We start from the raw sequence: 15528 nt of genomic DNA on the forward strand, positions 1-15528 counted from the left end.
TTAAAGGGGAATAATACCACTTCTATTTGGAAATATACTGGGAATAAATCTCAAATTTCAAATCTCAAATCTCAAAACGGGGAACAAACTCGGGAGTTAAGTTACAAGCCTTTGATAAAATCCTTACGGATTAACTCCAATCCGACGAATAGTTTAACTAAGGTTTATTATAACTTACCGAAGAGAGAGATGGTAACCCTTAAAATCTATAACACCTTAGGAAATCTGGTCTACTCTGTGAAGAGCGATAAGGGTGAGTTTACAATTAAGAGACTACCAACAGGAATCTATCTCTTATGGTTTGAGTCCGCCTCCGGCTACAAAGAAGAGAGGAAATTAATTCTTGTGAAGTAGCCTTAGGGATAAAAGGAGACGCCCCCGGAAATTCCGGGGGCGTTTTTCATTAAATATTTAAACCCTTGCCACCTTCTCCATTATTTCCGCAAGTTCCCTTGCCCTCTTAGAAAAGGAATATTCCTCAACCCCCAAAAATTGAAACTCTTTTCTTAATCCTTCCTCAATCGCCTCCTTTATCTTCTCCCCTTTCTTTAAGATTATACCGGAATCGGTCTTTTTGATTATCTTTTCCGCCTCGGTCCCATCAGGTCCCAGATAGATAATTGGCCTCTTTGCCCCTAAATACTCGTAAAGTTTTATCCCCGCCTCCTGATTCGGTTTAGCCAAATAAAGGAGGAGACTACTCCGGAGCATCAATCGCATCACCTCTCTATGGGGTAAAATGCCGAGATAATTGACAAAGGGATATCTTTTTATCTTTTTTAGGAAACCTTCCCTTACCGCGCCGCAGATATCCAATCTAATTTCTATCTTACTTTCCTTAATCCCTTCCACAATTTTTAAGAAGGCATCTTCATTTTCCAACAGGTTTCCGGCATAAAAGAGGTTATTTTGATCCGGCAAGACTTCTTCTTCTAATAGGTCATAGCCATTGGGTAAGAGATAACCTTCAATTCCTAAGATTGATTTTATCCTCTCCTGAACTAAGGTGATGGCTTCGCTACTTTTTACAATGTATCGGAGGAGGGAGGAGAGCCTTTTCTTAAATAAGTTGCGAGGAGGGATAAATCCTTGGGGCCAGGGGTCGCGAAAGTCGGAGATTAAGGGAAGGGAAAAATGGTGCTTTAAGGAGATACCCAAAAGGAGCACAGTCCACGGTGGGGCAGTGGCAAAGATTAAAGATACCTTCTCCTTTTGGATCACTTTCTTCCCTAATTGGTAGGCAAAAGGGAGGAAGCCAATCTTAGAATCCGGGAAGAAAAAATGGAAAGAAGGGAATCGGGGAGGGGAAACTTTCTTACCAAAAAATAGAAAGAAGAGTCTTGCCGGGTCAAAGGATTCCGCCCGATAAATTTTTATCCCCTTAATCTCTTTTAGGAGTTCTTTATCGTAATGGTAATAGGCGATTGGTTGGCAGGTTAAAATAATTGGTTCAATACCAAATTGGGGGAGATATTTACAGAACTTGGTCACCCTTAAAACACCGGAGAGTCCTAAGGGGGGAGCATAATAGGAGATGATTAAAACTTTCATCTGGGATTATAGAGAATAGGCTTTTAATGTCAAATGGAGACTTTCTAAAATTTAGTGTCAGAAAATGGGGGTATTTCCGTTTTATCATAGAGGGCTAGGAGGGTTTTATCTTTATAAAAAGGGGTGTAGCATACAGGGGATGGTATCGGGGATTTAATGGAAAGTCTAAATAACGGTCTAAACTTAGGTCTAATTGGAGTTCTAAATAAGGGTCTAAAAGTAGGGATAATAAAAAGATTAATTGGAAATCTAATTAAGGGTCTAATTGAAGGCTTAATTGGGAGGCTAATTATATATTTAACCGAAAGCCTAATTGAGAATTTAATCGCCGGTGTAATTATAAAAGAAACTGCCGAGAAAGAGGCTCCTTTATAGTCGGAGAGGATAGATTATCCGGAGTTAGTGGTGGAGGTGATTGAGAGGGGTAAGTGGGGGAAGGGTTTAAAAATTTTCCATAAAATTTGACAATATCTCAGATTAGATGTATCCCTCAACCATCGTCAAACAGAAGTCCTTCGGTCTTTCTAAGAAAGAGATCTTTTTGAGGAAGGCAATTAGACCGCTAATATCTAAGGTGATTGCCAAATCCTTTATCTTCAAGTCGTCCGGTAAGAGACGGAAGAAACTACTGACCCCTAAGGCATCTTCCAACCGGAATAAATTCTTTTTAATCCACCCTTCAATCGTCTCTCTCTTCGGAATGGGGAAATTGAAATCTTTCTCTTGGGATTCTATCTGAAATACCTTACCTCCAATGTCAATTATCTCAAACCCTTCCTCTTGGAGGGTATCTTGGAAGAGTGTGCCGTAGAGGGAGCCGAGGAAGTGGAAGAGGTAAATCCTTCCTCCTTCCCGGTAATAAGGGAAGACCATCTCTCCCAATCTGGGGAATAGTCTATTCTTAATCACCTCTGCCAGAAGATAGAAATAACCACCGGTTCCAGTCCCTTCAAAGATTTTCACTTCTCCCTTCTCTTCCCCTAAGGGTCGGGCAAAGATTTTCCTTTCTTTCTCTTTTATCTCAATCTTTTCCCAGGTCCTACCCCCTAAGATGAATCTCTCTTTTGGGTAATAAATCATCCCAATCTCCTTGCCGGTGAGAAGATTAAATACCTGGTATTCACCGAAACTCTTCTCCTGGATATTGGTATGGATCTTCCCCCATTCCATCTCCTTTTCCAATTGGGGGGAGAGGAAGTAAATCCCGGGTCGGGGAGAGAGGAAAAAACCCTTCTCTAAGAGATGGGAGAAAGTTCTCTCTATCTCCTCTCTCGTATAAGTTGGGGTTAAGGCATTAAAGAGGGAGTCTAAGGTTGTGCCGATTCTCTTCCTCTGGAAGGCATAGGAGATTATCTGCTGGGGAAGGGCGGAAAGGGATTTGCGATAAGACTTTTCGTAAAATCTCCCTTCCTTTGCCCCTTCAAAAAATATCTCAAAGATAAGCCTCTCAAAAGGGTTCTCATAAATGCCGAAGGCAAAAATCTTATCCCGCCGCCGATTTCCCCGACCAATTCTCTGTAAAAGGGAACTGATTGAGAAAGGGGGGCGATACTGGCCAACACAGTCAATATCCCCGATATCAATCCCCAGTTCCAGAGTGGAGGTGGCACAGAGAATGCCAATCTTTTCTTGATTCATTATCCTTTCCACCTCCTCCCTCTTCTCCTTCGTTAAGGAGGCGTGATGGACCCAAACCCTCTTCTCAAATATCCCAGAGGAGAGATAACGGGAGAATAACTCCGCTAAACTCCGGGCATTGAAGAAGAGGAGGATTTTCTTTAACGAGTTTTCTTGGAAATAGGAGAAGAGGTTTCCTACCAATTTTTTAATACCCTCTGCCCCAACCTTCCCCTTCTCATCCCGGAGGATGGGAAATAGGTGGTAGTCAATCTCCCTTCTCTCCTTCACCTCACACACGATTGGTTTTGGAAAATACCTCTCCCCCATCTTCTTATCCTCAATCGTTGCGGAAAGGGCACAATACTGAATTGAGGGGTTGATTAAGGAAAGCCTTTTCAAGAGGCATCGCAACTGATCACCGCGGGGAGAAGAGTCTAAAAGATGCAACTCATCAAGGATCACCGCCCGGATATGCTTAAAGAGAGAAGGTTTCCTTCCTAAGAGGGAATCAAAGGATTCCGGAGTGGTTAAGAGTAAGAAAGGGGGATTTTTCTCATCAACGGTCGGTCGGTCCCCGGTCTTCCTTTTTAGGGAAAGGTTCAATTCCCGTAAGGGATTTTCCAAACGCCGGAATAAATCGTTCACCAAAGCCCGGGTTGGTGAGAGATAAAGGATGGCTGGTTTCTTCCCTTCCCACTTCTTTAAGACTAACTCAATCACCGGGGCTAAAACCGCCTCCGTCTTCCCGGTTGCCGCCGGGGAGATGACCAATAAGTTATCTCCTTCTAAGATTAAAGGGATCGCCTTCTTCTGGACTTCGGTCAGATTGCCAAAGCGGGCAAAGAAGGGAAACCAGGTCTTTTTTAATTTCTCCTTGATGAGAAGAACCGCTTCTAATTCATCTTCTCTTTTCCTTCCCCCGTAACTCACGAATCATCCCCCTAATTTTTCGCTCAAACCGCTCCTGAAAGATTAGAAATCGGGCGAATTGCTCCGGAGAGAGGAGGGCTTCAATCTCCTTCTTCAATGCCTCCTCCTGATTCTGGAATCGCTTTTCTAATTCCTTTATCTCCTCAATCTTCTTCTTTAAAGCCTCAACCTTTGCCTTTTGGGCTAAAAGTTCTGCCAGTTCGGTTATTTTTTTAATCTTCTCTTTTTCTCTCTCCTTTCTCAATTCCCTTAGCGAGCGGAATTTTGGGAATAGTTTTGCCGCCTGCTCCTCGGTCAGTTTCAATTCCTCGGTTAACTGATAGAGCCTTATCGCCTCAATCCTTTCCATCGGTTCTTCCTCCTCCGGAGGGAGAATTTTTTCCTCAGGCATCGGTGGTTTTGGTGGGGGAGCGGGTGGTTGGGAAAAAAGAAAGGTGGAAAGGAAAAGAAAGAAAATTCCGGTTAAATTTTTCATAACTCACCTCCGATTAATCTTTTCACTAATACCTCCTTTTCTTCTTCCGCCAAATTTTCAATCAGAGTAAAATAGTCAAAAGAGGTTAAAATTTCCTCCTCCAATTTTTCTAAGTCGGAACTTTTAAGAAGCCTCACCGCCAATTCTTCCTTAACCTCGGTGGGAATCTCTTCTATAATCTCGTAGTAGGATAAGTCTAATGGCAGATAGACTTCGGGGGAGGGGCGGGAAAGGAGGAGAAGGATAACCGCCAGAGCAGCCACCGGTAAAAATACCAAACGCCAAGCTAGTCTCTTTTTTGATTGCGACCTCTTCTTTCGGAAGTGGAAAAGGAGACGCGAAAAGTTCGGCACCGGAATCCCTCCCTCTCCCACCGCTAACAATTCTTTTAACCTTTGGTATCTTCTTAATTCCTCTTGACAGGTGCCACAGATTTTCAAGTGGGAAAGGAAATCTTCCCTCTCCTTTTCCGAGAGGAGATTTTCTAAGAAGAATAAGACCCTCTCTTTCGGACAACTTCTCATAGCCATTCCTTCAAAGAGTGACGCAGTTTTTTCACCGCCTGGAAGTAAGTTGCCTTAACCGTACCTTCTTTCAGATTAAGGATTTGGGCGATCTCTTTTATCTTCTTATCCTCCTTCTCTTTCAGGATGAAGACCACCCTTTCCCGGGGTGGGAGAGATTGGATCGCCAATTCAATCGCCTCCCTTAACTTCTCATTCCGCTCTTCTTCTAAGACCCCTCTCGCCGTTGGAAAATCCCTCTCCCCAAGGGAAAGTGTCAATCTCTTTTTCTTGAGCCGATTGATACCTAAATTGAGGCAGATCCGATAAAGATAGGTGAAGAAAGAAGAATCTCCCCGAAACCGATTTAAATTTTGGTAGGCACGGAGAAAGGTATCGGAGGTCAACTCGTAGGCATCATCTTCATTCTTCATTAAGCGGTAGGCGAGTTGAAAAATCCTTTGGTAATTTTCTTTCATTAAAATCTCAAAACTCCCTTCGTCGCCATCCTTTGCCTTTCTAAGTAGTTCCTTCTCTTTCTCACTCACATTTAGACAAGAAAAGGGAGGGGAAGGTTTATTCTAAAAGCCGAAGGATTTACTCTCTTCCTTACCCGGAATTTTAATCTTTCCGAAACGCTCCTCGTATCTCTTGATATTCTCCTCTAAGGCATTGAGGAGCAATTTTGCATGCTGGGGGGTGGTAACAATCCGGGCGAAGACCTTCGCCTTCGTTAGACCGGGAAGGATCCGGGCGCAGTCAATGATGAACTCAGAGGAGGAGTGGGCAATCAGAAAGAAATTGGTATAGACCCCTTCCGACTCCTTTTCCCCAATCTCAACTTGGATCGGTCCAACCTGTTTCTCTTCGTTCATAAGTTATATTAACTGGAAAAGTGGAAAAATCAAGAGTTGACGAAAGGGGAAATTTTAATAAAATGAGGGATGCTCATCCCGGTTAATGCTACCCGGATGGAACTTTTACGCCTCAAGCGGCGACTCGCTTTAGCCCGCCGGGGCCATAAACTCTTAAAGGATAAGGAAGAGGAGTTAATGCGTCATATCCTCTCTTTATTAAAGAAGGTTCGGGAGAAGAGAAAGGAGGTGGAGAAAAATTTAGAGGAGGCGAAGAAGAGGTTTTATATGGCGAGCCTCTACCAAAACCCCCTCTTCTCCGAAGCCGCCTTCTTATTACCCTCCTTCTCCTTTCAATTGAAGACCTCTTCTCTTCGGGTCTTAAATCTCACCCTCCCCAAGGTGGAAGTGACATGGCAGGAGTTAGGAAGAAATTATGGCCTCTTCCAAACCTCAGGAGAGTTGGAAGAAGGGATTGAGAGATTTAAGAAACTCCTCCCCCTCCTTCTCTCTTTAGCCGCCGAAGAGAAAGCCTTAGAACTTCTCCTCCAAGAGAGGGAAAAGACAAGAAGGAGGGTTAATGCCTTAGAGTATATCTTAATCCCCCACTTGGAGAAAGGGGTGAAGTTTGTCACCTTCAAACTGGCAGAGCGGGAAAGGGAAGATCTTTTGCGATTGAAAAGGATTAAGAGAGAATGAGAAGGGGGGATATCCTCATCACTTTTTTAATCCTCTTTTTAATCCTCATCTTTTCCCTCCTCCCTTTCTCCTCCCCCAAAAAGGGAAAAAGGTATGAGATAGATAAGATTGGCCATTTGGTCTTCTATACCTTCTGGGGCTATTTCTCTTATCCGGTAATCGGCCTCTTCTCTTTCCTCTTCGGAGTTCTTTTAGGGATCATTACCGAATCGGCACAAAGATTCATTCCCAATCGGGAGGCTTCCTTTATTGACTTTCTCTGCAACCTCTTGGGGATTACCCTCGGAATTTTTCTTAGGCGAAGGTTATGAGATACCAGAAACCGAAGGGGACAAAGGACTTTTTACCACCGGAGGCGAAAAGGGCAACCGCTTTGGAGGAGAAATTCCGAAAGGTCTGTTCCCTCTTCGGTTGCCAAGAGATCCGAACGCCGATCTTGGAACATAGTGAACTATTCCTCAGAACCACTGGCGAAGGAAGCGATATTGTGCAGAAGGAGATGTATCTCTTTAAGGATAAAGGCGGTCGGGAGTTGGCGCTCCGGCCCGAAGGGACACCCGGGGTATTAAGGGCGGTAATTGAAGGGAAATTGAAATTGCCTCTCCGGCTTTTCTATCTGGGACCGATGTTCCGTTATGAGAAACCCCAAAAGGGGAGATTACGTCAGCATACCCAGTTGGGAGTAGAAATTTTAGGGGAGGAAGGACCCTATGCCGATGCGGAATTAATCCTTCTGGGCAAAGAGTTCTTTTTTGAGATTGGGATTAAAGATTACACGGTCCATGTCAATAGCCTCGGCTGCCAAAGATGTAGTAATCCCTTCAAGGAGGAGTTGAAGAGTTTCCTTAGGGAGAAGAGAGAGGGGCTCTGTTCCGATTGCCAAGAGCGCCTCCTGAAAAATCCCTTGCGGGTCTTTGATTGTAAAAACGAAGAGTGCCAAAAAATTTATGAGGCGGCACCAAAGATCAGTAATTTCCTCTGCCCTTCCTGTGCTCAACATTTTGCCTCTTTCCTCTCCTATCTTTCGGAGATGGGGATAAAGAATTATCAGATCCATGAGAGGTTGGTGCGGGGGATTGACTATTACACCCGAACGGTATTTGAGTTTGTCTCCGAAAAACTCGGCTCCCAGAATAGTTTTGGCGGCGGGGGACGTTATGATAACCTCCTCTCGCAGTTGGGTGGGGAAGAGAGACCGGCGATCGGTTTTGCCTTAGGTTTGGAAAGACTCCTTCTCCTCACCGCGGAGGAGAAAGAAGAGAATAATTTAACCTTTCTTATCTTCCTCTCGTTTGAAGATTTCCGAAGGGGAAAGGAGGTTATTAGCCAACTTCGTTCTTCGGATATCCCCCTGATTGTGGGGGAGGTGGGTGAGAAGTTGAAGAAGCAGTTGAAGAGGGCAAATACCTATAATGCCCGCTGGGTCCTAATCTTGGGAGAGGAGGAATGGAAAAAAGGGGTAATTGGCGTCAAGGATATGGCTGAAGGGAAGCAGTGGGAGATAAAGAGGGAGGAGGTGGTAGATTTTATTCTTGGTGGCGGGGACATTGGGGGGCGATGGGTAAAGAGAGGATAATGGTGTCCCGGATCAAAGGCTCTAAGTTGATAAAATCCCCACGATAATAGACCCGGTCAATCTCTTCGTCATCCAAATCTAAGTTAGGAGGTAATCTCTTCTCATCCCCCTTCACATAACAACTGACAAAATCCTCGGAAAAGTCGCGGAGAAACCTTTCACCACAATAGGCACAGGTCACTTCCCCTCTAAAAATTAGAGAGCCTGTGATTAAGACCTTCTCCCCACTCTTTTGAAGAGTCATCTTCATTCGGATCTCACTCTTCATTATCAGATCCTCAATTTCCAAATCCTCGGATTTGATTATCCATTCCAAATCGTTTCTCCCTTCTTTTAAGTCTTTAAGGAAAACGAGAAATTTTCTTTCCCTCTTTTTCATAGGTCGCGCAATAAATTGTCAATTATCATCTCCGGTTTTATCCCATCCGCTTCCGCCTGGAAGTTAGTCACTAACCGGTGTCTTAAGACCGGATGGGCAACCGCCTTGATGTCTTCAATCGTTGGTGTATACCTCCCAAAAAGGATTGCCCGGGTCTTCGCCCCCAAGATTAAATACTGGGAAGCACGCGGTCCACATCCCCAGGCGATGTAATCTTTAATATACTTAAAGGAATTATTGGCGGAAGGTCTGGTTGCCGCGACAAAACGGACCGCATAGTCAATCACCTCTTCTGAGACCGGAACCCGCCTCAAAAGTTTCTGTAATTTGATAATCTCTTCACCGTTTAAGACCTTTTTCAATTGGGGTTGATAAGAGGAGGTGGTCTGTTTCACAATCTCCTTCTCCTCGTTAAAGGATGGGTAGTCAATATAGATGGAGAACATAAATCGGTCCAACTGGGCCTCGGGAAGGGGATAGGTCCCTTCCATCTCAATCGGGTTTTGAGTTGCTAACACGAAAAAAGGCAAAGGGAGGGGATAGGTCTCACTGCCCACACTCACCCGGTATTCCTGCATCGCCTGGAGTAAAGCGGCTTGGGTCTTGGGAGGGGTGCGGTTAATCTCATCCGCCAGGACGATATTGGCAAAGATCGGTCCTTTCACAAACCGGAAGACACGTTTGCCCGTGGTTTTATCCTCCTCCACCATCTCGGTTCCGGTAATATCCGAAGGCATCAGATCGGGAGTGAATTGGATTCTCTTGAAAGAGAGGTCTAAGACCTCAGCCAAGGTATTGACTAACAGGGTCTTCGCTAACCCGGGAACGCCGATGATTAAGGCATGCCCATTCGCCAGAAGGCAGATCAAAATCTTTTCGATCACTTCCTTCTGACCGACAATCACCTTCGCCACCTCTTCCTCAATCAGCTGGCGGGCCGCTTTTAGTTTTTTGATCGCTTCTAAGTCGTGCTCTTCGGGAATGGTCATATTTTAGATTTTACAAAAGATAGAAGGAAAGTCAAATGGTTGACGAAAAGAAAAATTTTTTTATCATTAATTAAAATGCCCGCCAACTTGACACCGGAGTATCTGGCGGCGGAAGAACGGTTCCGCCAGGCGAAAACTTTGGAGGAGAAGATCTTTGCCCTAAAAGAGATGCTGGCGACAGTGCCCAAGCATAAGGGGACAGAGAAACTCCAGAAGGAGATAAAGACGAAATTGTCCAAATACCAGAAGGAGTTACAGAAAAGACCAGCCACCCGCCGCACGATCTTCTATCACTTTGAAAAGAAAGGAGCCGGACAGGTCGCAGTCTTTGGCTTTGCCAATGCCGGAAAGTCGGCATTAGTGAAGACTTTAACCCGAGCCAATACCGAAGTCGCCCCTTATCCTTTTACAACGAAAATCCCAGTTGACGGGATGATGCCTTATGAGAATGTCCAGATCCAAATCATTGACACCCCACCCTTAACCACTAAGCCCGAGCCTTGGTATTTCCATATCCTCCGTTCGGCAGATTCTCTCATCTACCTCTTAGATTTAGCCTCCGACGATTTACTGAGTGACTACGAGAAGGGCTTTGAGATCTTAGAAAAGGGGAGAATCTCTCGGGAAAGAGTTTCCCTTATCGTCGGCAATAAGATTGATACCGAAGAAGGAAAGGTGGGGGGAGAATTTCTAAGAGAGATTTGCCCCAATTTAGTGGCCATCGCCGCGGAAAAGGGGCTGGGGATTGAAGAGCTGAAGGAGAAGATCTTTTTTAGTTTAGAAATAATCCGGGTCTACACGAAACCACCGCAAGAGAAACCCGACTTCTCAGAGCCGATTATCTTAAAGAAGAATGCTTCGGTTTTAGATGCCGCCCAGAAGTTACATAAGGACTTCGCCCGCAATCTGAAATATGCTCGGATCTGGTCAAAAGATAACCGAGTCTTTTCCGGGCAAAGGGTAGAGAGTAGTTTTATCTTAAAGGATGGGGATATTATTGAGTTCCATGTATAAAAATTTTGTCGTCTTGACCTTTACCCTTTACACTTTAAGTTATCTTTTTAGTTCTCAAGCGAGCCCCGGGCAAATCACCCTTGCCCGGCTCCGTTACCAAGGGGGTGGGGATTGGTATAATGACCCGGATGCCTTACCCAATCTGGCAAGAGAGATAAATAGAAGGACCAGTTTGCAGGTTAACTTAGAAGAGGCGCGGGTTTCATTACTGGAAGAAAATCTATTCAATTACCCATTTCTCTTTCTCACCGGTCACGGGAATATCTCCTTCTCCGAAGAAGAAGTGAAAAGACTTAGGTTGTATCTGGAAAGGGGTGGTTTTCTTTATGCCGATGATGACTACGGTATGGATGAGAGTTTTAGAAGGGAGATGAAGAAGGTCTTCCCCAATTCCGAACTGGTGGAAGTTCCTTTCTCCCATCCGATCTATCATATCTTCTATTCCTTCCCCAATGGTCTGCCGAAAATCCATGAGCATCGTGAAGGGCGACCGAAAGGTTTTGGTATTTTTTATAAAGGCCGGCTCTGTTGTTTTTATACCTGGAATACTAATATCTCGGATGGCTGGACGGATGCCCACAACGACCCAGAAGAAAAGAGGGAAGAGGCATTCCGGATGGGGATAAATATCGTCCTCTTTTCCCTTTTCTATTGACTTTTCTCTTCTTTTCCCTATAATTCGGGTTATGAAGGAATTGCCCAAAAAGGCGAATCTTTCCGAATGGTACACCTCGGTTTGCTTAAAAGCGGAACTAGCGGATTATGCGCCAATCCGGGGCTGTATGGTAATTAGACCCTACGGCTTCGCCATCTGGGAGAAGATCAGAAGTTATCTTGATGAAAAATTTCGCTTGCTGGGGGTAAAGAATTGCTACTTCCCCATCTTCATCCCCGAGAGTTTATTGGAGAGGGAAAGGGAGCATATCTCTGGTTTTGCCCCCCAATGCGCTTGGGTGGAGAAAGGCGGAGAGGAAAGTCTTTCCGAGAGGCTTGCCTTAAGACCAACTTCCGAGGCGATCATCTGCTCTATGTTTGCCAAATGGGTCTCTTCTTATCGCTTTTTACCGGTCTTAATCAATCAGTGGGTGAATGTGATCCGCTGGGAAAAATCAACCCGGCTCTTTTTAAGAACGACGGAGTTCCTTTGGCAGGAGGGCCATACCCTCCACCGCACAGAGAAAGAAGCCGAGGAGTTTGCCTTAAAAATCTTAGAAATCTATCGCCTTTTCTTCACCGATTTTCTATCAATCCCGGTGCTCGTCGGTAAGAAGCCCCCCAGTGAGAAATTTGCCGGGGCTAAAACTACCTATACCTTAGAGGCCTTAATGCCCGATGGCCAGGCGCTCCAAGCCGGAACATCCCACAACCTCGGGACAAATTTTAGTGAGGCTTTCCAGATAAAGTATCTGGCGGAAGATAATCAGGAGAAATATCCCTACGGCACCTCCTGGGGAATTTCTACCCGAGTGATTGGGGCTTTGATTATGACCCACGGCGATGATAAGGGGCTTATCCTTCCCCCGACGGTCGCCCCCATCCAAATAGTTATCGTTCCCATTTTTACCAAAGAAGAGAGGGTGAATGAGAAGTTGCGGGAGAAGGGAGAAAATCTCCTCTGTTGCCTCACCCAACAAGGATTTTCTGCCCATTTTGATAAGAGAGAAGAATATTCGCCCGGTTGGAAGTTTAACGAATGGGACTTAAAGGGAATCCCTCTGCGGGTTGAGATTGGAGAGAAGGAATTAAAAGAAGGGAAATTGACAATAAAAACCAGGCTCGGAGAGAGGGAGGAGGTAAAAGTTGAAGATTTTCTCTTAAATACCAACTCCTTCTTAGAAAAGGTCCAAAAGAGACTTTACGAACGGGCAAAGGATTTCCTCTCTTTGCGGACTATTACCGCCTCTTCCCTTTCCCAATTTAAGGAAGAGATGGCGACGCGTCCGGGGTTTATTAAAGTCTCTTGGTGCGGCAAACAGGAATGTGAAAATAGAATTAGAAAGGAGACCCAAACTTCCCCCCGGCTCATTCCCGTTGATTTCTCTTCTTGTAATCGGCCCTGCCTTGTTTGCCAAGGGGAGGGAAGATTTACTGTCTATTATGCTCGGGCTTATTAAAAAGGTCTATTCCTACCGGGGGGAGATTGGCGCGATTGCCTTCTTTATCCTCTATCCCTTCTTTTCCCCAAAAGAGGAGGTTTTACTCTGGACGTTTCTTCTTTTAGGTGTTGGTCTATTCCTTCGGGCATGGGCACGGGGTTATATCGGGGAAAAAAGTGCAAGCGAGAAGATGGAGATAAGAGAGGTCCATAATTCCGGGATTTATAAAATCCGCCATCCCCTCTATCTGGGGAATTTCTTTTTAACCCTGGGTGTCCTTCTCTATGCCTCCCCCCCAACCTTCCTGTTTTTTCTTTTTTTCTCTCTCTTTCTTATTGAATACCTCTCGTTTATCTATCTGGAGGAGGTATTCCGGAAAGGGAAGAAGTCTATTGAGGAGAAATTCTCCTTAAAGAGATCTCTCTTAGAGGTGAAGACAGTTTTTATCCTCTTCTTAATTTTTTTCCTTCTCTACCTCAAAACATGGAAAGGGTCTTAGGGCGCGACTTTAAGAGATTTATCGGAAAAGAGATACTCTTTAAGGGTTGGTTGGCTCAGATAAGGAAATTGGGGGGGATAACTTTTCTTCTCTTGCGCGACCGGACCGGAGAGATCCAAGGGGTCTTAGAGAAGAGAAGTCTCTTTTTACCTCCTAAGGAGTCCTGCGTGGAGGTGGTGGGGGTAGTGAAACAGGAGAGGCAGGCACCGGGGGGAATAGAACTTGTAATTAAAGAGATAAAGACCATCTCGGAGGCGAAAGAACTACCATTTGAGATCGGGCGGGAGAGATACCTGAATGTGAAATTGGATACCCTTCTTGACTATCGGCCCTTGGTTTTAAGAAATCCGAAGGTGGGGACGATATTTCGGGTGGAGGCGGAGATTGTTAAAAACTTTCGGGAGTTTTTAACCAAAAAGGACTTTTTGGAGGTCTTTACCTCAAAGATTATCTCCCAGGCGACGGAAGGTGGTTCGGCTCTCTTCAAGATCCAGTATTTTGAACAAGAGGCTTATCTCACCCAGAGCCCCCAGTTTTATAAACAGATGCTGGTTGGGGCAGGCTACGAGCGGGTATTTGAGGTGGGCTTTGTTTATCGGGCGGAAGAGCATGACACCTCGCGCCATCTCAACGAGTATCTCTCTTTGGACTTAGAGATGGGTTTCATTTCCGATGAGGGGGAGGTGATGGATCTGGAGGAGGAGTTATTGAGGTATATCATCTCGCGCCTTAATGAGCGACAAGACTACCTTAAAGTTTTTGGGATTTCCGAGATTTCTTTTCCGAAGGGGATTCCGCGGATTACATTTGAGGAGGCGAAGGAGATTCTTTCCGGGGATAAGGGGTGTGATTTAACCTTTGAGGAGGAGAGGAATTTGGCAAGGTATGTTAAGGAGAGGTATGATTCGGACTTTGTTTTTGTGACCAAGTTTCCCTATTTTTTGCGTCCCTTTTATACGATGCCGGATGAGAAGAGGCCATATTGTCGGAGTTTTGATTTACTTTATCGGGGGGTGGAGGTGACGACGGGGAGTCAGAGGATTCATGAGGCGAAGGTTTTAAGGGATAATTTGGTGGCGTTTGGGCTCCGGCCGGAGGATTTCGGGTTTTATTTAATGATATTTGATTATGGGATGCCGCCCCACGGGGGACTGGCGATTGGGTTGGAGAGATTGACGGTGGGTTTATTGGGGTTGAGGAATATTCGGGAGGCGAGTTTATTCCCCCGCGATAGAAAACGCCTTATTCCATAACTATGAAAGAATACCCCCTTGACTCTTTTAGGAAAATAAATATAATACAAAGATTAGAATATGTTTTTTCTAAATTGTGCATCTGAAGGAGGATATATGTTTAAATTTCTCTTAGTTTTTTTTCTTTTTCTTCTCTTTTTTGGGTGTGGGAATCCACCACCCCCAGAATTCTTCTCCGGAACTAATCTTGACTCTCTCTCTATCCGCGCCATCGCCGAAACCACCCGCGCCTTCCAAATCACCGCCTTCTCCGATTCCCTCATCCCCCTAGACTCCTCTTCCTTCGCCATCCTCTCCCGATACGCCCGCAAGGCTTCCGACCGCTCCCAGGCAAAGTTTTTAACCACTTCCTTCGGCCTAAAAATCGTCTCGGAAAAAGTTAATGACACCCTTCTCTTTATTAAAGACACCACCGCCACCCTTATCTTGAGGAGGGAATTGACCGGAGAGTTGTCTTTAAGAATCTGTTCCATCACCCCCTATGATTCCAATGCCGGTATGTATGATACGCTCTTTCTTCCGGTTGACTCCGTCGTGAAGAAGTCCTTCCGTGCCACCACTTGGCAGTGGGGTCATTTTGAGCCGATAAAGAAGGATACCGCGGAAAGGACCTGGCGGTTAGTAAAGATTACCGGCTGTTATGTCATCTCCATCCCGGATGAGGAAAACTCTGTGCTCATCCCCTACCCGGTCGCTTTAATCTCTCCTGATAAGGTAGACTCGGTATTCTCGTTTGGCTATATGTCGCCCCGGGATTCAACGAAGTTTGGGGACCGCCGTCTCTATTATTATCTTGACACCGCCTGTCTTAAGAAAGATTCCCTTCTCTTCTTTACCGGAGGCAAGACCTTAAAGGCAAATATCACCCCTTGGTTAAATCCCGACGACACGGTGTTAAAATTTATCTCGTTTATGGACAACTCGGTGATGGAGAGAAAGGAGGCGATGGCGGGGATTACTCTCCCCACCTTCTCTCTCCCCACCTTCTTTCGGATTAACCTCATGGTCTTCACCTGTGAGGCTTTAACTTATGAGAAGAAAAATCTGAGAGGCATAATCTGGGGTGTCAGTTCCCGGATAAAGTAGGAGG

18 protein-coding genes are annotated in these 15528 nt (G+C 45.2%); 10 read left to right on the forward strand and 8 right to left on the reverse strand.

What is annotated here, in order from left to right; translation table 11 throughout:
• A partial coding sequence (locus ABIL00_02420) for a T9SS type A sorting domain-containing protein (protein ID MEO0109626.1) occupies positions 1-354 on the forward strand: 354 nt, incomplete at its 5' end.
• A 57-nt stretch (positions 355-411) separates the two neighbouring features.
• Here ABIL00_02420 and ABIL00_02425 read toward each other — a convergent pair.
• The 6 genes from ABIL00_02425 to ABIL00_02450 all read right to left on the reverse strand — a co-directional run bounded on the left by ABIL00_02425 (position 412) and on the right by ABIL00_02450 (position 5954).
• A complete protein-coding gene (locus ABIL00_02425) occupies positions 412-1551 on the reverse strand; it encodes a hypothetical protein (protein ID MEO0109627.1) in 1140 nt (379 codons plus the stop codon).
• A gap of 477 nt (positions 1552-2028) precedes the next feature.
• A complete protein-coding gene (locus ABIL00_02430; protein ID MEO0109628.1) occupies positions 2029-4101 on the reverse strand; it encodes a DEAD/DEAH box helicase in 2073 nt (690 codons plus the stop codon).
• Entirely contained in the window at positions 4070-4576 is a 507-nt protein-coding gene (locus tag ABIL00_02435) for a hypothetical protein (protein MEO0109629.1), read from the reverse strand. Before ABIL00_02435 ends, ABIL00_02430 begins: the two co-directional genes overlap by 32 nt.
• On the reverse strand, positions 4573-5100 hold the full coding sequence (locus tag ABIL00_02440; GenBank protein ID MEO0109630.1) for a hypothetical protein: 528 nt from the start codon (positions 5098-5100) through the stop codon (positions 4573-4575). Before ABIL00_02440 ends, ABIL00_02435 begins: the two co-directional genes overlap by 4 nt.
• On the reverse strand, positions 5097-5627 hold the full coding sequence (locus ABIL00_02445) for a sigma-70 family RNA polymerase sigma factor (GenBank protein ID MEO0109631.1): 531 nt from the start codon (positions 5625-5627) through the stop codon (positions 5097-5099). The genes ABIL00_02440 and ABIL00_02445 overlap by 4 nt, the downstream gene beginning before the upstream one ends.
• 33 nt (positions 5628-5660) lie before the next feature.
• A complete protein-coding gene (locus tag ABIL00_02450; GenBank protein ID MEO0109632.1) occupies positions 5661-5954 on the reverse strand; it encodes a DUF3467 domain-containing protein in 294 nt (97 codons plus the stop codon).
• Between the two features lie 69 nt (positions 5955-6023).
• Here ABIL00_02450 and ABIL00_02455 point away from each other — a divergent pair, with 69 nt between their 5' ends.
• The 3 genes from ABIL00_02455 to hisS are packed head-to-tail and all read left to right on the forward strand — an operon-like array spanning position 6024 to position 8208.
• A complete protein-coding gene (locus ABIL00_02455) occupies positions 6024-6632 on the forward strand; it encodes a V-type ATP synthase subunit D (GenBank protein ID MEO0109633.1) in 609 nt (202 codons plus the stop codon).
• Positions 6629-6943 carry a hypothetical protein gene (locus ABIL00_02460; protein MEO0109634.1) on the forward strand — a complete coding sequence of 105 codons (315 nt, stop codon included), beginning with the start codon at positions 6629-6631 and terminating at the stop codon, positions 6941-6943. The genes ABIL00_02455 and ABIL00_02460 overlap by 4 nt, the downstream gene beginning before the upstream one ends.
• A complete protein-coding gene (hisS, locus tag ABIL00_02465) occupies positions 6940-8208 on the forward strand; it encodes a histidine--tRNA ligase (GenBank protein ID MEO0109635.1) in 1269 nt (422 codons plus the stop codon). Before ABIL00_02460 ends, hisS begins: the two co-directional genes overlap by 4 nt.
• Here hisS and ABIL00_02470 read toward each other — a convergent pair.
• Both ABIL00_02470 and ABIL00_02475 read right to left on the reverse strand, forming a co-directional pair.
• Entirely contained in the window at positions 8159-8587 is a 429-nt protein-coding gene (locus ABIL00_02470; GenBank protein MEO0109636.1) for a DUF177 domain-containing protein, read from the reverse strand. The genes hisS and ABIL00_02470 overlap by 50 nt on opposite strands.
• Complete coding sequence (locus ABIL00_02475) at positions 8584-9576, reverse strand: MoxR family ATPase (GenBank protein ID MEO0109637.1); 993 nt, start codon at positions 9574-9576, stop codon at positions 8584-8586. The genes ABIL00_02470 and ABIL00_02475 overlap by 4 nt, the downstream gene beginning before the upstream one ends.
• A 75-nt stretch (positions 9577-9651) precedes the next feature.
• Between ABIL00_02475 and ABIL00_02480 the strand changes: the two genes are divergently transcribed.
• From ABIL00_02480 to ABIL00_02505, 6 genes are all read left to right on the forward strand, one after another.
• A complete protein-coding gene (locus tag ABIL00_02480; protein MEO0109638.1) occupies positions 9652-10590 on the forward strand; it encodes a GTPase in 939 nt (312 codons plus the stop codon).
• On the forward strand, positions 10583-11245 hold the full coding sequence (locus ABIL00_02485; GenBank protein MEO0109639.1) for a DUF4159 domain-containing protein: 663 nt from the start codon (positions 10583-10585) through the stop codon (positions 11243-11245). The genes ABIL00_02480 and ABIL00_02485 overlap by 8 nt, the downstream gene beginning before the upstream one ends.
• Positions 11246-11276: 31 nt before the next feature.
• The gene (gene proS / locus ABIL00_02490) at positions 11277-12704 is read left to right on the forward strand and encodes a proline--tRNA ligase (protein ID MEO0109640.1); all 1428 of its coding nucleotides are present in this window, start codon (positions 11277-11279) and stop codon (positions 12702-12704) included.
• Positions 12688-13185, forward strand: coding sequence for a hypothetical protein (locus ABIL00_02495; protein MEO0109641.1), 498 nt, complete (start codon positions 12688-12690; stop codon positions 13183-13185). The genes proS and ABIL00_02495 overlap by 17 nt, the downstream gene beginning before the upstream one ends.
• The gene (aspS, locus tag ABIL00_02500) at positions 13170-14438 is read left to right on the forward strand and encodes an aspartate--tRNA(Asn) ligase (GenBank protein MEO0109642.1); all 1269 of its coding nucleotides are present in this window, start codon (positions 13170-13172) and stop codon (positions 14436-14438) included. Before ABIL00_02495 ends, aspS begins: the two co-directional genes overlap by 16 nt.
• A gap of 96 nt (positions 14439-14534) precedes the next feature.
• Positions 14535-15524: a hypothetical protein gene (locus ABIL00_02505; GenBank protein MEO0109643.1), complete on the forward strand. Its 990-nt coding sequence runs from the start codon at positions 14535-14537 to the stop codon at positions 15522-15524.
• The last annotated feature ends 4 nt before the right edge of the window (positions 15525-15528 follow it).

Source organism: candidate division WOR-3 bacterium, from assembly GCA_039801905.1.
GTDB lineage: Bacteria > Hydrothermota > Tepidihabitantia > Tepidihabitantales > JBDRVQ01 > JBDRVQ01.

Bases quoted from the DNA above. Each gene is read 5' to 3' on its own strand.
- ABIL00_02425 (MEO0109627.1), bottom strand. From the start codon at position 1,551: ATGAAAGTTTTAATCATCTCCTATTATGCTCCCCCCTTAGGACTCTCC.
- ABIL00_02435 (MEO0109629.1), bottom strand. From the start codon at position 4,576: ATGAAAAATTTAACCGGAATTTTCTTTCTTTTCCTTTCCACCTTTCTT.
- ABIL00_02440 (MEO0109630.1), bottom strand. From the start codon at position 5,100: ATGAGAAGTTGTCCGAAAGAGAGGGTCTTATTCTTCTTAGAAAATCTC.
- ABIL00_02450 (MEO0109632.1), bottom strand. From the start codon at position 5,954: ATGAACGAAGAGAAACAGGTTGGACCGATCCAAGTTGAGATTGGGGAA.
- ABIL00_02455 (MEO0109633.1), top strand. From the start codon at position 6,024: ATGCTCATCCCGGTTAATGCTACCCGGATGGAACTTTTACGCCTCAAG.
- ABIL00_02460 (MEO0109634.1), top strand. From the start codon at position 6,629: ATGAGAAGGGGGGATATCCTCATCACTTTTTTAATCCTCTTTTTAATC.
- hisS (MEO0109635.1), top strand. From the start codon at position 6,940: ATGAGATACCAGAAACCGAAGGGGACAAAGGACTTTTTACCACCGGAG.
- ABIL00_02470 (MEO0109636.1), bottom strand. From the start codon at position 8,587: ATGAAAAAGAGGGAAAGAAAATTTCTCGTTTTCCTTAAAGACTTAAAA.
- ABIL00_02475 (MEO0109637.1), bottom strand. From the start codon at position 9,576: ATGACCATTCCCGAAGAGCACGACTTAGAAGCGATCAAAAAACTAAAA.
- ABIL00_02480 (MEO0109638.1), top strand. From the start codon at position 9,652: ATGCCCGCCAACTTGACACCGGAGTATCTGGCGGCGGAAGAACGGTTC.
- ABIL00_02485 (MEO0109639.1), top strand. From the start codon at position 10,583: ATGTATAAAAATTTTGTCGTCTTGACCTTTACCCTTTACACTTTAAGT.
- proS (MEO0109640.1), top strand. From the start codon at position 11,277: ATGAAGGAATTGCCCAAAAAGGCGAATCTTTCCGAATGGTACACCTCG.
- ABIL00_02495 (MEO0109641.1), top strand. From the start codon at position 12,688: ATGCTCGGGCTTATTAAAAAGGTCTATTCCTACCGGGGGGAGATTGGC.
- aspS (MEO0109642.1), top strand. From the start codon at position 13,170: ATGGAAAGGGTCTTAGGGCGCGACTTTAAGAGATTTATCGGAAAAGAG.
- ABIL00_02505 (MEO0109643.1), top strand. From the start codon at position 14,535: ATGTTTAAATTTCTCTTAGTTTTTTTTCTTTTTCTTCTCTTTTTTGGG.